The sequence below is a fragment of the Magnetospirillum sp. ME-1 genome, from assembly GCF_002105535.1.
Lineage (GTDB): Bacteria > Pseudomonadota > Alphaproteobacteria > Rhodospirillales > Magnetospirillaceae > Phaeospirillum.
This window is the reverse complement of sequence record NZ_CP015848.1, coordinates 3,772,825-3,785,798: the sequence shown is the minus strand read 5'-3', so window position 1 is coordinate 3,785,798 and position 12,974 is coordinate 3,772,825. Positions and strand designations below refer to the sequence as shown.

General features: G+C 67.9%; 15 protein-coding genes. 8 read left to right on the top strand and 7 right to left on the bottom strand.

The genetic code is table 11. From position 1 onward, the window contains the following. The first annotated feature begins 100 nt into the window (after window positions 1-100). Window positions 101-1,063: a hypothetical protein gene (locus tag WV31_RS17715; RefSeq protein WP_237051352.1), complete on the top strand. Its 963-nt coding sequence runs from the start codon at window positions 101-103 to the stop codon at window positions 1,061-1,063. Between the two features lie 4 nt (window positions 1,064-1,067). Here WV31_RS17715 and WV31_RS17710 read toward each other — a convergent pair whose 3' ends face one another. Next, complete coding sequence (locus WV31_RS17710; RefSeq protein WP_085374811.1) at window positions 1,068-1,847, bottom strand: enoyl-CoA hydratase/isomerase family protein; 780 nt, start codon at window positions 1,845-1,847, stop codon at window positions 1,068-1,070. Window positions 1,848-1,943: 96 nt separating this feature from the next. Here WV31_RS17710 and WV31_RS17705 point away from each other — a divergent pair, with 96 nt between their 5' ends. Further along, on the top strand, window positions 1,944-2,636 hold the full coding sequence (locus WV31_RS17705; protein WP_085374810.1) for an orotate phosphoribosyltransferase: 693 nt from the start codon (window positions 1,944-1,946) through the stop codon (window positions 2,634-2,636). 138 nt (window positions 2,637-2,774) lie between these two features. On the opposite strand, the gene WV31_RS17700 is transcribed toward WV31_RS17705, so the two are convergent. Next, window positions 2,775-3,071 carry a SemiSWEET family sugar transporter gene (locus tag WV31_RS17700; protein WP_085374809.1) on the bottom strand — a complete coding sequence of 99 codons (297 nt, stop codon included), beginning with the start codon at window positions 3,069-3,071 and terminating at the stop codon, window positions 2,775-2,777. Window positions 3,072-3,097: 26 nt separating this feature from the next. Between WV31_RS17700 and WV31_RS17695 the strand changes: the two genes are divergently transcribed. Together WV31_RS17695 and WV31_RS17690 are read left to right on the top strand one after the other, a co-directional pair. Beyond that, a complete protein-coding gene (locus WV31_RS17695) occupies window positions 3,098-3,451 on the top strand; it encodes a CidA/LrgA family protein (protein ID WP_085374808.1) in 354 nt (117 codons plus the stop codon). Beyond that, the gene (locus WV31_RS17690; RefSeq protein ID WP_085374807.1) at window positions 3,448-4,164 is read left to right on the top strand and encodes an LrgB family protein; all 717 of its coding nucleotides are present in this window, start codon (window positions 3,448-3,450) and stop codon (window positions 4,162-4,164) included. The genes WV31_RS17695 and WV31_RS17690 overlap by 4 nt, the downstream gene beginning before the upstream one ends. On the opposite strand, the gene WV31_RS17685 is transcribed toward WV31_RS17690, so the two are convergent. After that, window positions 4,153-4,734, bottom strand: coding sequence for a hypothetical protein (locus WV31_RS17685; RefSeq protein ID WP_085374806.1), 582 nt, complete (start codon window positions 4,732-4,734; stop codon window positions 4,153-4,155). The two genes, WV31_RS17690 and WV31_RS17685, sit on opposite strands and share 12 nt — an antisense overlap. 121 nt (window positions 4,735-4,855) lie before the next feature. Between WV31_RS17685 and WV31_RS17680 the strand changes: the two genes are divergently transcribed. Further along, the gene (locus tag WV31_RS17680; protein WP_085374805.1) at window positions 4,856-6,091 is read left to right on the top strand and encodes a nucleoside recognition domain-containing protein; all 1,236 of its coding nucleotides are present in this window, start codon (window positions 4,856-4,858) and stop codon (window positions 6,089-6,091) included. Continuing rightward, the gene (locus WV31_RS17675; RefSeq protein WP_206072556.1) at window positions 6,091-6,699 is read left to right on the top strand and encodes a YjbE family putative metal transport protein; all 609 of its coding nucleotides are present in this window, start codon (window positions 6,091-6,093) and stop codon (window positions 6,697-6,699) included. The genes WV31_RS17680 and WV31_RS17675 overlap by 1 nt, the downstream gene beginning before the upstream one ends. A 102-nt stretch (window positions 6,700-6,801) precedes the next feature. Here WV31_RS17675 and WV31_RS17670 read toward each other — a convergent pair whose 3' ends face one another. Genes WV31_RS17670 through WV31_RS17655 form a run of 4 tightly spaced genes read right to left on the bottom strand, consistent with a single transcriptional unit; the run spans window position 6,802 to window position 10,177 of the window. Further along, a complete protein-coding gene (locus tag WV31_RS17670; RefSeq protein ID WP_085374804.1) occupies window positions 6,802-7,410 on the bottom strand; it encodes an NUDIX domain-containing protein in 609 nt (202 codons plus the stop codon). A 5-nt stretch (window positions 7,411-7,415) separates the two neighbouring features. Further along, entirely contained in the window at window positions 7,416-7,901 is a 486-nt protein-coding gene (locus tag WV31_RS17665) for a hypothetical protein (RefSeq protein WP_085374803.1), read from the bottom strand. Window positions 7,902-7,906: 5 nt separating this feature from the next. Then, window positions 7,907-8,551 carry a ParA family partition ATPase gene (parA, locus tag WV31_RS17660; protein WP_085374802.1) on the bottom strand — a complete coding sequence of 215 codons (645 nt, stop codon included), beginning with the start codon at window positions 8,549-8,551 and terminating at the stop codon, window positions 7,907-7,909. Between the two features lie 48 nt (window positions 8,552-8,599). Further along, window positions 8,600-10,177, bottom strand: coding sequence for a hypothetical protein (locus WV31_RS17655; RefSeq protein WP_085374801.1), 1,578 nt, complete (start codon window positions 10,175-10,177; stop codon window positions 8,600-8,602). Between the two features lie 114 nt (window positions 10,178-10,291). Between WV31_RS17655 and WV31_RS17650 the strand changes: the two genes are divergently transcribed. Next, window positions 10,292-10,792 (top strand): (2Fe-2S)-binding protein, encoded by a 501-nt coding sequence (locus WV31_RS17650; protein ID WP_085374800.1) that lies wholly within the window; start codon window positions 10,292-10,294, stop codon window positions 10,790-10,792. Then, on the top strand, window positions 10,789-12,966 hold the full coding sequence (locus WV31_RS17645) for a xanthine dehydrogenase family protein molybdopterin-binding subunit (RefSeq protein ID WP_085374799.1): 2,178 nt from the start codon (window positions 10,789-10,791) through the stop codon (window positions 12,964-12,966). The genes WV31_RS17650 and WV31_RS17645 overlap by 4 nt, the downstream gene beginning before the upstream one ends. Window positions 12,967-12,974: the final 8 nt, after the last annotated feature.

The following is a 12,974-nucleotide window of genomic DNA, read 5'->3' as shown; positions in this document are numbered from 1 at the left end:
TTTCGCGCGTTGCCCGTGGAATAAAGCCCCGATAACCTGACACTGGCTCCGGCTTTGCGGCGGCCAGGGGTGTTCGGATATGCCAAGGGACGATGCCAGTGTGAAGAGGTCGACGGGCGACGCCGCCAGGCCTCCGCACACCCACAACGACGTCGTCCGCGTCATCAACGATACGCTGAAGGGCAAGGTGGCGGCGGTGTTCCGCTCGCTGATCCCCGCCTTCGAGAACACCTCGGGCGAAGAGTTCTACGACATCGTCATGGCCAATTCCGAGATGCTGCACGGCTGCATCGCCATCTTCCGCCGCAACCGCCAGGCCTTCCGCAATCTGCTGGTGGACGCGCGCGGCCGCCCGGTCAACGACGATTTCGTGGCCTTGCGCTGCGGCCGCTCGGTCCATGACGTCATCGCCATGATCGTGCGCACCCACGCCAAGCGCCATTTCAAGGCCACCCTGGGCGGCGACCCCAACGACCCCAAGTCGCGGGCCGGGGCCATGTACAAGGCCATCAACGAATACCTGATCCATGACTGGCAGGTGCAGCTGGTCCCCCATTACGCGCCCTTGCCCCTGGCCAAGGTGCAGGAGATGGGGCCGCGCCTGCTGGACATCCGCGAGGCCGAGATTCTCGATTCCATCGCCGAAGCGGCGGCGGCGCCGTCGCCGATCCCCAGCCATTCGCCCCGCGCGGCATCCACCCCGGACCTGCCGCAGCCGGAACAGCTGTGGTGGAAGGCGCTGCGCGATCCCGAGGTGATCACGGTCCTGGGCGAACGCCCCGAGGCCGAGACCCGCGAACTGGTCGCCGCCCTGGGCGAGGTCAACGAGCTGGTGCATTCCGACCTGTTCAACCGCCTTCGGATCAGCACCAATCAGGCGGCGGTGATGATGGTCACCGCCTACAAGCTGCTGGGCCGCGCCGGATTCCGCACCCAGTTCGGCATTCCCGGCAAGCCCGCCGTGGTGGCCGCCATCGCCCAGCGCCTGGACAAGCGAGCAGTCGGCCCCCACACCGACCTCAAGCTCCTGCCCCAGATGATGGAAGGGGCGTTCCGGGGCTGATCCTTTACTCCGCCGTGAACACCGGCTTGCGCTTGGCGCGGAAGGCGGCCAGTCCCTCGGCGTAGTCCTTGGTCTCCAGGAAGCGGTAGCACTCGTCCAGTTCCGCCTCGCTCACCGGCCTGGGATCGTCCAGGCGGCCGATGAAGGCCTTGTGCCAGCGGTTGGCCAGCGGCGCGCCGCCCGCGATGCGCCTGGCGGTGGCGGCCAGTTCGGCTTCCAGGGCGTCGTCCTCCAGCACCCGGTTGACCAGCCCCTTGGCCAGGGCCTCATCGGCCTCCATGATCCGGCCTTCCAGCAGAATCTCCAGCGCGGCGGCCGGACCGGCCACACGGCGGATCTGGGCCAGCTCAGGATACGCCATCACCACCGAGATCTTGTTGATGGGCACGCCGAACTTGCCCGACTTGGCCGACAGCCGGATGTCGCAGCAGCAGGCCAGTTCCAGGCCGCCGCCGACGCAGGGCCCCCAGATGGCGGCGACCACCGGCTGCGGGCAGGCGCGCACCGCGTCCAGCGCCCGGCGCATCACCGCGTCATAGGCCTTGGCCTGGGCGGGAGTGGCGCGCAGCGTGTCGAATTCCTCGATGTCGGCGCCCGGCGCGAAAGCCTTGGTGCCGGCACCGCGCAAAATCACCACGTGAATGGACTTGTCGGCGGAAATGCCTTCGAACGCCGCGGCCAGTCCCTGCCACATGGGCAGGTTCAAGGCGTTCATGCGGTCGGGGCGGTTCAGCGTCACGGTGGCGATGGCGCCGTCTCGGACAAGCTGGATCACGTCGGACATGGAGGTTCCCTATTCTGTCTTCTTGCAGGAAGGCGCGATTGTGCCTATAGACCCCCATATCGGCAAGGTAATCGGCAAGGCAAGAGGGCTCACCCCATGGCAACCACCCAATCGCGTACCCCCGAGCAGAAGCAGGCGGCGCTGACCGTCGCGCGCATCCTGCTGGAGATCAAGGCCATCAACTTCCGCCCGGAAGAGCCCTATATCCTGACCTCCGGCTGGGCCAGCCCGGTCTATGTGGACTGCCGCAAGGTCATTTCCTTCCCGCGGGCGCGCTCGACCATCTGCAACCTGATGACCGCCGCCATCCTGCGCGAGGTGGGCTACGAATCCACCGAGGCCGTCGCCGGCGGCGAGACCGCGGGCATTCCCTATGCCGCCTGGGTGTCGGACCGCATGGGCCTGCCCATGCTCTACGTGCGCAAGAAGGCCAAGGGCTTCGGCCGCAACGCCCAGATCGAGGGCGACTTCAAGGACGGCGACCGCATCGTGCTGGTCGAGGACCTGGCCTCCGACGGCGCGTCCAAGGTCAATTTCGTCAACGCCCTGCGTGAAGCCGGGGCCAAGGTCGACCATTCCTTCGTGGTGTTCTTCTACGGCGTCTTCCCCGGCGCCATGAAGAGCCTGGAAGAGATCGGCGTCAGCCTGGGCTACCTGTGCAACTGGTGGGACGTGCTGGAAGTGGTCGAGGAAGAGGGCCAGTTCGACAAGAAGGCCATCGAGGCGGTGCGCTCGTTCCTCCACGACCCCGTCCAGTGGTCGTCCCTGCATGGCGGCCGGAGCGCCTGAGGCCAATTTTTCAGCCTGTCATTCCGAGCATCAGCGAGGAATCTCCGCCTGGAACACCGAGACCTTTTCGGAAAGGCCGGATCAGAACGAGATCCCTCCTCCCGATGGTCGTCGGGATGACAGGTCTGCGATATCCATTCAAGCGGGGGGCTTATCGCCCCCCGTTTCGTTTCCCATGTTGCGAAGCTTGACCACCAGGATGGTGCCGGCCAGGGCCAGCGTGGGAACGTTCGACGCCACGATGGGCCACGCCCCCAGCAGCAGGCCGTAAATGGTCCACAGGGTCACCCCGGTGATGAAGGTCACCCACATGGCCAGCGATATGTCCCTGGTCTGGCGCGTGCGCAGGGTCTTGACCACCTGCGGCACGAAGGAGATGGTCGTAAGGACGCCCGCGACGGCGCCAAGCAGGTCGATGGGAGAAAGCCAGTCCATGGGCGATACCTGAAAGGAGAGCGAACGTGCTTCCCTATATCACGGTTCTGCTGCTCTGCCAGCTTGCCGGCGAGGTGCTGGTCCGCCTCTCCGGCCTTCCCCTGCCCGGCCCGGTGGTGGGCATGGTGATCCTGTTCATCGGGCTGGTGATCCGCGGAAGGGTGCCCGACGGGCTGGAAAACGTGACGCGCAACATCTTCGCCAATTTCCCCCTGCTGTTCGTCCCGGCCAGCGTCGGCGTCATGGTGCATTTCAAGGTGATCGCCGCCGAGGCCCTGCCCATCGCCGCCGGAGTGCTGGTCAGCACCGTATTGACCCTGGTGGTGTCTGGCCGCCTGATGCAGTTCCTCATGCGCCGCAAGGGGGAGGATCACACATGAACGATTTCGCCGGCCTGTGGGTCTATCTCGCCACCTCGCCGCTGCTGGGTCTGACCTCCACCCTGGTGGCCTACCAGTTCGCCGTGTGGCTGTACGAGCGGTACGGCCGCCCGCCCATTCTCAGCCCCATGGTGGTGTCGGTGGCGATGATCGTCGCCCTCCTGACGGCCACCGGCACCGAGTACCACACCTATTTCGATGGCGCCCAGTTCGTCCACTTCCTGCTGGGGCCGGCCACCGTGGCGCTGGCGGTGCCGCTCTATCGCCAGTTGCCCATCCTGCGCCGGGTGTGGGGGGTGGTGCTGATCGTGGTGATGACCGGCGCGCTGATCGCCGGCGGCGGCGCGGTGCTGATCGCCTGGAGCCTGGGCGGGTCGGAAAAGGTGTTGCTGTCGCTGTCGTCCAAGTCGGTGACCACCCCCATCGCCATGGGCATCGCCGAGCGCATCGGCGGCATCCCGTCGCTGACCGCCGTGATGGTGCTGCTGACCGGCATTTTCGGCGCCATCGCCGGATCGTGGATTCTCGACCTCGCCCGGGTGAAGGATCAGGCGGCGCGCGGCCTTGCCATGGGCATCGCCGCACACGGCATCGGCACCGCGCGGGCCCTGCAGATGAGCGAGAAGGCCGGCGCCTTCGGCGGGCTGGCCATCGGTCTGGTCGGCCTGTTCACCGCCGTGATGGTGCCGCTGATCCTGGGGCTACTGCGCTAGGGTCTTGCGGATGCCCGCCAGATTCCAGCCCTTGGCCACGTCGGCCAGGATGTCGCTGTTGGCCAGGCTGTCGCCCTCGATCTGCAGCAGGACGCGCGGCCCCAGCACCATCAGCACCTCGCCGTTGCGTCCCTGGGAATCCCAGCGCATGGTCGCCTCCTCGGCGCCGACCTTCACCTTGCGGTGGTTGGGCTGGGGAGAGGCCGCCAGTTGCGCCACCGCGGCCGAGACCGCCGGGCTGTCGATGATCAGCGAGATGTTGAGCGTCGCGTCGTCGCGGCCATAGGCCCGGGTCACCGCCAGACCGCCGCCGGTACCGGCCAGGGAATGGGTCTCCACCGCCTCGGCCTGCCAGCCGGCGGGGGGCGGCGGCAGGAAGTCCGCCAATTGCTTGCCCAGGCGGGTCTGCAACTCGGCCACCGCCGCCTCCAGCTCCAGGGCGGCGCGGGCCAGATCGCCCTTGGCATGGGCGGCCCGCGCGGCGTCGAGACGGGCGGGAATGGTGTCGGCGGCCAGGGCGGGACAGGCCCAAAAGGCCGCAAGGCCGAGGATAAGCGCGGCACGGCGCATGATGATTCATTTCTCCCGCAACTTCCGTTGTTGAGATTTACAACGCCCCAGGACGGGCGGCAAGGATGCGCGACGCCCCGGCTTCTGATAGCTTTCGCAGGATGTGGGGGGAAAGCCTGTCTTGAACGCCGTATTCCTGGTCCTGGTCGCAGTCTCGTTCCTGGTGGCCGCCATCGCCGAATTGTCGGGCCGGGCGGGCGCCATGGAGGCGCTGTCGGCCGGCCTGATGGAGGCGGTGACCGGTGCCGTGCCCCTGGCGCTCGGGCTGGTGGGGGTGATGGCGCTGTTCCTCGGCCTGATGAAGGTGGCCGAGGCCGGCGGCATGCTGAACGCCGTGGCCCGCCTGCTGGAGCCGCCGCTGCGCCGGCTGTTTCCCGAAATTCCCGCCGGCCATCCGGCCATGGGCGCCATGGTGATGAATCTGGCCGCCAACCTGCTGGGCCTGGGCAACGCCGCCACGCCGTTCGGCATCCGCGCCATGGAACACCTGGAAAGCCTCAACCGCGACAAGGGCACCGCCACCAACGCCCAGGTTCTGTTTCTCGCCATCAACACCGCGGGCATCACCTTGCTGCCCACCAACGTCATCGCGCTCAGGGCCGCCACCGGTTCGGCCGAGCCGGCCTCCATCGTCGCGCCCACCCTGATCGCCACCATCGTCGCCACCATCGTCGCCGTGCTGGCCGCCCGCGGCCTCCAGGGCATCTGGCAGCCCCGCGCCGCCGAAGGCCCGGCCGAGGCCGGGGAAGCCCCCGGCCCGCTGTGGCCCAGCCTGCTCGCCCTGGCCGCCTTGCTGGGGCTGTCGGCGGCGCTGCTGGTCTGGGGCAAGACGCTGGGGCCGTGGATCATGCCGTCCCTGGTGGTGGGGCTGCTGCTCTATGGCGCGGTCAGGCGGGTTCGGCTCTACGAATGCTTCATCGAAGGGGCCAGGGAAGGCTTCGAGGTGGCGGTGCGCATCATCCCCTATCTGGTGGCCATCCTGGCGGCCATCGGCATGGTGCGCTCCTCGGGCGCCATGGATCTGCTGATCCGCCCGCTGGGCCGCCTCACCGAAGGATTGGGCCTGCCGGCCGAAGCCCTGATGATGGGCGTGATGCGCACCCTGTCGGGCTCGGGCTCCTACGGCATGCTGGCCGCCAGTCTCAAGGACCCGGCCATCGGTCCCGATTCCTATCTCGGCGCCCTGCTGTCCACCCTTTACGGCTCGACCGAAACCACTTTTTATGTCCTGGCCGTCTATTTCGGCGCGGTGCAGGTACGGCGCATCCGCCACGCCCTGGCGGTGGGATTGCTGGCCGACCTGGCCGCCCTGGTCGCCGCCGTGATCGTCTGCCGCCTGTTGTTCGGAGGATTGTAATGGATTTCGCGTCCGAGCTGACCGCCCTGGCCTCCGTCGTCGCCATCGACGTGACCCTGGCCGGCGACAACGCCGTGGTGATCGGCATCGCGGCGGCCGGACTGGCGCCGGAACAGCGGCGCAAGGCCATCCTGTGGGGCATCGCGGCGGCCGCCGGATTGCGCATCCTGTTCTCGCTCTTCGCGGTGCAGCTGATGGGCATCATCGGCCTGCTGTTCGCCGGCGGATTGCTGCTGCTGTGGGTGTCATGGAAGCTGTGGCGCGAGCTTCGAACCGGCGGCCACGACGACATGCCCGACGAGGGCGCGGAAACGCCCGCTGTTCCCAAGAAGTTCAGCGAGGCGGTCAAGCAGATCATCCTGGCCGACGTCTCCATGTCGCTGGACAACGTGCTGGCGGTGGCCGGAGCGGCGCGCGAGCACGTGTGGATCATGGTGCTGGGTCTCGCCCTGTCGGTGGCGCTGACCGGCGCGGCGTCGGAGGTGGTCGCCCGCATCCTCAAGCGCTGGCACTGGATCGCCTATGTGGGCTTGGGGATCATCGTCATCGTGGCGCTGCGCATGATCTGGGACGGGGCGCAGCCGCTGCTGGTCCTGGCGCAAGGGTAAGCACGCCTTGTCATGCTGAGCGCCAGCGAAGCATCTTTCAGCCAGAGCCGTCCGTCACGTGAAAGATCCTTCGCTTCACTCAGGATGACAGGACCCCGGTAATCAGGCCCCCAGCCACCTGGACCGCAAGGTGTCCCTCTCCAAGGCCAGCCACTGGATGGCCAGCACCGCCATGGCGTTGTTGATCCGCCCGTCGCGGCACATGGCCAGCGCTTCGGCGGGATCGATGACGAACACCCGGATGTCCTCGCCCTCGTGGGCCAGACCGTGGGTGCCGGCGATGGACGACGAATCCACCCGGGCGCAATAGAGCTTGCAGCTTTCCGACGATCCGCCGGCGGTGACCAGATAATCGCCGATATGGATCATGTCGGTGGGGTCCGACCCAGCCTCCTCGCGGGTTTCGCGCCGGGCGACGTCGTCGGGATGCTCGCCCTCCTCGATGATGCCGGCCACGCATTCGATCAGCCAGGGATGCCAGCCGGCGGCGTAGGCGCCGGGGCGGAACTGCTCGATCAGGGCGATCTTGTCGCGGTCGGGATCGTAGAGCAGCACCACCACGGCGTGGCCGCGCTCGAACACCTCGCGCATCATCACATCGGTCCAGCCGCCGGCGAAGGTGCGGTGGCGCAGGCGGTAGCGGTCCACCTGGAAATAGCCCTTGTAGACCGTGTCCTTGGAGAGGATTTCGACGTCCTTGTCCCGGTCCATGCGCCTTACGCCCCCAGCAGCGAGCCGGCGACGCCGATCACGATGCTGATCAGGCCCAGGATCAGGTTGACGGTGACGATGTGGCGGATGCGGATCTGGTACTCGGCGCATTTGGGATAATCGGCGCTGGCGAAGGCCCGCTTGAAGCCCTGCCAGGGTCCGAAGAACAGCTGGAAATAAAGGGCGATCATCACCAGCCCGATCAGCTGCATGATGTCCACATGGCCGGGACCGCCGGTAAAGCCGGCCTTGAAGCCCAGCAGCAAGGTGGAATAGCCGGTGGCCAGCAGCACGAAGATGCTGATCCACACCCAGAGGAAGAAGCGCGGGAAGACCTCGCGCCACACGGCCAGGCGCTCGGGCGCCGGACGCTCCACCAGCACCGGGCGCAGGATCAGGTGGGCGAAGAACATGCCGCCCACCCACACCACCGCCGCCAGGGTGTGCAGCGCCATGGCGATGGCGTAGGCGTTGTCGAGGATTACGTCCATGGCCTTCAGTCCAGTCCCAGGATGCCGGCGATTTCCACCGCCAGCGCCTTGATCTCCTTGGTGGCGGTGTGGCGGGGATTGCTCTCCACCACGCCCTTGCCCTCCATCATCGAGGCGGCGAAGGCCACCCGGTTGCCGAGAACCGTCTGGGCGACGGGAACCTCGGCATCCTTGATCTTCTTGCGGACGGCGTCCACCAGCTTGCCGCGCGGCGGCGTGCGGTTGAACACCATCAGGGCGGGCGACTTCTCCTTGCGCGCCATATCCAATGTGGGGCCGGTGGCCCACAAATCCATGGGCGAGGGCTGCATGGGCACCAGAATCAGATCGGCGGCGCGCACGGCGATGCGCACCTCGGTCTCGGCATGGGGCGGCGAATCGATCAGCACCAGATCGACCGAGCGCTTCAGCCGGTCCAGCTCGGTGGACAGCCGCCAGCCCGAGGCCTGCACGAAGGTGATGCCGCCGCCCTCCTCCTCGACCAGGGCCTTGCGGATATCGTACCAGGCGGCCAACGAGCCCTGGGGATCGATGTCCAGCAGCCCGACCCGCAACCCGCCGCGCGCGAAGGTTACTGCCAGTTGCGCCGCGATGGTGGTCTTTCCGGCGCCGCCCTTCTGCTGGGCGATGGTTACGGCCTTGGCCGCCATGATGTCCCCCTGGTCGTGACGTGACCCGAGAAGGCTATCCCTTTGGCCTCATTTTGCAAGGGGCGTTGAGCCGTCGCAGCGGATTCCCAGGGTAAAGATGGTTTCCTCGCCGACCTCGCACATGTCGTCGGGCTTGAAGCCGCCCAAGGCGCGAATGGCCCAGTTGGGCAGCAGGTTGGCGTGATTGCCCCGGAATACCGTGCAGGGATAGGCGGCCACCACCTCGGCGACCACCATGGGCTTGTTCCACTGCATGAAGCCGCTGCTCCACCACGAATGCTCGTTGATGAACCAGGTGTAGTGGTCCTTGGGCATGAACTCGGCCAGCTTGGGCGAATAGCGGGCCTTGGAGTTCATGTCGCCGCGCTGGAGCGCATAGGGCAGGCTCGAGGAGGAATCGTAGTCGATCTTGGCGCAGGCCTTGAACCGGCTCATGTCAAAGGCCTGAGCGTCGCGGGTCCAGCGGGCCAGTTCGGCGTATTGCTTCCAGGACGCCTGGGCGCTGATCAGGATCAGGATCAGGCCCAGCGCACCCCATACCTTGAGATGCGGGCGGGGCTGGAAGACCTTGGCCGAGAGCACGAACAGGATGGCGAGGCTGGGACCGGTCAGCAGCAGGGCCGGCACCAGGTAATGGGCGGCGGGCTGCTTGGCCACCGCCAGGATGGTCAGCACCTCGGCCGCCACCATGCCAGCCAAAAGCCCCGCCATCCTGTCGGCCGGAATCAGGCCCCGGCGGCGCAGACGGACATAGCCGGCCAGGGCGAACAGCGACAGGACGATGACCACGGAAAAGATGATCTTGGAGCCGAACAGGCCGATGATCGCCTTCCAGTACCGGCCGGGCTGCACCACACCGGCCTCGCCGCTGCCATAGGCGCCGCTATGGGTCAGAATCTTCGCCCACCACCCGATGAAGATATCCGCCGACGGCAGGGCCGGCGAAAAGAAGATCAGGAAACCCGCCACCGTGGAGAGCGGCAGCACCAGGAACAGCCGGCGGCGGTCCAGGATGAACAGCGGCACCAGTCCCAGCGCCGCAAACTGGATCTTGCAGGCGATGCCGAAGCCGAGCGCCAGACCCAGCCAGCCCACCTGGCGGTCGGTCAGCGTCTCGGACTTGGCGATCCGCAGCGCCACGATCAGCACCCAGGCCACGGCAATGATCAGGAAGCCCTCGGGCTTGGGGTGCAGGCCGAACTTGGGAATGATCATGGACAGGAACGGCGCGCCCTGGGCCAGCAAGGCCGGGGCCATCCGTCCGGTGGCCGCCACGAAGGCGCGGCCCAGCGCCACCAGCGACAGGCCGATCAGCGGATACATCACCCAGGTGACCATGCGCAGATGCCGCTCGGGATCGCGCAGCACGGAATCGACGATGGCCCCGGTGGGCTCGCCCACATGCATCAGTCGAAGGATGACGGCGATGAACACATGCACGGGCGTTCCGGGATGGCCCATGTCGGTGGGGGCCAGGCCTTCCACCAGCATCAGGCCGTTGGTCAGGTAATAGTAATCCGGGTCCAGGTTGAAGACCTGCCAGAATGGCTGCGATGCCGCTCCCATGGCGAACAGCAGGGCGGTGAACAGGGCCGGAAGGACCAGAAGGACGGGGAGGCGGTTCACGGCTTCACCTGTAAGACGGCATGGGGGGCGCGTTGGGTGTAGCGGATCAGGGCGGTCTTGGGCAAGCCGGGGATTTGGCCTTATACTGCCCGCCCAACCTTGCGCGAGGATTCCATGCCCGCAAAGCCGGCAAGCTCCAAAGCCCCCGCCCGCCTTATGATCACCGTCAACGGCACGCCCCGCTCCGCCGCCCCGGCGGATGGCGACATGCCGCTGATCTACTGGCTGCGCGACCAGTTGGGCCTGTCCGGCACCCATATGGGCTGCGGCAAGGGCGAGTGCGGCGCCTGCGCCGTTCTGATCGACGGCGAGCCGGCGCGGTCGTGCCAGACCACCCTGGCCATGGCGGCGGGCCGCGACGTGACCACCATCGAGGGCCTGGGCACGCCCCAATCCCCCCATCCGGTCCAGGCCGCCTTCATGGCCGAGCAGGCCGCCCAATGCGGCTGGTGCACCGCCGGCATGGTGGTGGAAAGCGCCGCCCTGCTGGCCCGCAATCCCCAGCCCGGCCCGGACGAGGCCAAGGCCGCCCTGGACGGCCATCTGTGCCGCTGCGGCAGCCATCACCGGGTGCTGCGCGCCGTGCTGCGCGCCGGCGGGAGGGAACCGTCATGAGCCTCGACCTGTCGCGGCGCGCCTTCCTGGGCTCTTGCGCCGCCCTGACGGTGGCCTTCGCCCTGCCGCGTCCCTCGCTCGCCGCACCGGCCAAGACGGTGGACCCGGCCGAGGTGGACGGCTTCCTCGCCATCGGGGCCGATGGCCGGGTCACCGTCCATTGCGGCAAGGTCGATCTCGGCCAGGGCCTGCGCATCGCCATCCGCCAGATGGCCGCCGAGGAACTGGGCCTGGGGGTCGAGTCCATCGCGCTGATCGAGGGCGACACCATGCTCACCCCCGACCAGGGACCCACCGCCGGTTCCACCGGCGTGCCCAAGGGGGGCGTGCAGATCCGGCAGGCCGCCGCCACGGCGCGCCAGGCGCTGATCCGGCTTGCCGCCGCCCGCCTGGAGATGGCGCCCGAGGATCTGGACTTGCGCGATGGCATGGTGGCGCCCCGGGACGGCGGACGCTCCATCGGCATGGGCGATCTGGTGGGGGAACGGGGCTTCGAGTTGAAACTGGACCCCAAGGCACCGCTGCGCAAACCGGCGGAGTACCGGGTGGTGGGCAGGCCCCTGCCCCGCCCCGACCTGCCGGCCAAGGTCTGCGGCACCCACGCCTACGTCCACGACTTCAAGCTGCCCGGCATGCTGCACGGCCGGGTCATCCGTCCGCCGTCGGTGGGAGCCCGCCTGCTCAAGGTGGACGAAGCCTCCGTCAAGGGGATCAAGGGCGTCCGGGTGGTGCGGATCAAGGACTTCCTGGCGGTGGTGGCCGAACGGGAATGGGACGCGGTGCGGGCCGCACGCCTGCTGAAGGCGCAATGGTCGGATTCCGCGCCGCTGATGGGAAATGGCGCGGTGCGCGACTGGCTGAAGGCCGGTCCCTTCACCGCCGAGGAGGTGCTGAAGGCCAAGGGCGACGCCGCCGCCCGCCTGGCCGATTCCCCGGCGGCCGTGGAGTATTACTGGCCGGTGCAGTCCCATGCCTCGCTGGGGCCAAGCTGCGCCGTCGCCCAGGTCGGGGGCGGCGCCGCCACCATCTGGACCGCGTCGCAGGCCACCCACAAGTTCCGCCCCGCCTTCGCCGCCCTGCTGGGGTTGCCGGTGGACAAGGTGCGCCTCGTCTATCTCGACGGTTCGGGCTGCTATGGCATGAACGGCCATGACGACGCGAGCGCCGATGCCGCCCTGCTGTCCAAGGCGGTGGGAAAGCCGGTGCGCGTCGCCTGGAGCCGCGAGGACGAACTGGCCTGGGACCCCAAGGGGCCGCCGCAATTGCTGGCGCTTCGGGGAAGCATGAACGAGGCCGGGGTGCTGACCGGCTGGAGCACCGAGATGTGGCTGCCCAAGGCCACCGCCAGTCTGCCCAACGTCCCGCTGCTGGCGCCCGAGGCCGCCGGCATCGATCAGCCGCAGGGACTGGTCACCGGGCTGATCAGCCAGAACGGCGATCCGCCCTATGCGGTGCCCGATCTGGAGGTCAAGGTCCACTGGCTGGCCGACGCGCCACTGCGGCCCAGCAATATCCGCGCGCCGGGCAAGATCGCCAATACCTTCGCGGTGGAAAGCTTCTTCGACGAGCTGTGCGCCGGGGTGGGCATGGACCCGCTGGTGGCCCGCCTGATCGGGCTCCGGGACCTGCGGGGCGTCACCGTTCTCTCCAAGGCGGCCTCCATGCTGGCCTGGGCGCCCAGGCCCATCCCCAACCCCAAGGCCGACGGCACCGGGCGCGGCATCGCCTATGTCCACTACAAGCATTCGGAAACCTACGTGGCCATCGCCATGGAGGTGTCGGTGGACCGCGAGTCCGGCCGCATCCATATCCATAGGGTGGCCTGCGCCCATGATTGCGGACTGGTGATCAATCCCGACGCGCTCAAGATGCAGATCGAGGGCTGCATCCTGCAGACCCTGTCGCGCACCTTGGTCGAGGAAGTGACCTTCGACGCGTCGCGCGTCACCTCGACCGACCAGTCGACCTACCCCATCCTGACCTTCGCAGCCGTGCCCGACATCGCCATCGAACTGATCGAGCGTCCCGACCTCCCTCCCATGGGCGGCGGCGAAGCGGCGGCCACCCCGGTGCCGGCCGCCCTGGCCAACGCGGTATTCGACGCGGTAGGCGTGCGCCTGAGAACCGTGCCGTTCACGCCCCAGCGGGTCCGGGAAGCGTCACGGCCCTTGTAGTCCGCCAT

Coding starts and splice junctions, on each gene's coding strand:
- parA (WP_085374802.1), bottom strand. CDS start 8,551: ATGGCGGCCAAGGCCGTAACCATCGCCCAGCAGAAGGGCGGCGCCGGA.
- WV31_RS17700 (WP_085374809.1), bottom strand. CDS start 3,071: ATGGACTGGCTTTCTCCCATCGACCTGCTTGGCGCCGTCGCGGGCGTC.
- WV31_RS17705 (WP_085374810.1), top strand. CDS start 1,944: ATGGCAACCACCCAATCGCGTACCCCCGAGCAGAAGCAGGCGGCGCTG.
- WV31_RS17675 (WP_206072556.1), top strand. CDS start 6,091: ATGGATTTCGCGTCCGAGCTGACCGCCCTGGCCTCCGTCGTCGCCATC.
- WV31_RS17670 (WP_085374804.1), bottom strand. CDS start 7,410: ATGGACCGGGACAAGGACGTCGAAATCCTCTCCAAGGACACGGTCTAC.
- WV31_RS17650 (WP_085374800.1), top strand. CDS start 10,292: ATGCCCGCAAAGCCGGCAAGCTCCAAAGCCCCCGCCCGCCTTATGATC.
- WV31_RS17645 (WP_085374799.1), top strand. CDS start 10,789: ATGAGCCTCGACCTGTCGCGGCGCGCCTTCCTGGGCTCTTGCGCCGCC.
- WV31_RS17710 (WP_085374811.1), bottom strand. CDS start 1,847: ATGTCCGACGTGATCCAGCTTGTCCGAGACGGCGCCATCGCCACCGTG.
- WV31_RS17685 (WP_085374806.1), bottom strand. CDS start 4,734: ATGCGCCGTGCCGCGCTTATCCTCGGCCTTGCGGCCTTTTGGGCCTGT.
- WV31_RS17665 (WP_085374803.1), bottom strand. CDS start 7,901: ATGGACGTAATCCTCGACAACGCCTACGCCATCGCCATGGCGCTGCAC.
- WV31_RS17690 (WP_085374807.1), top strand. CDS start 3,448: ATGAACGATTTCGCCGGCCTGTGGGTCTATCTCGCCACCTCGCCGCTG.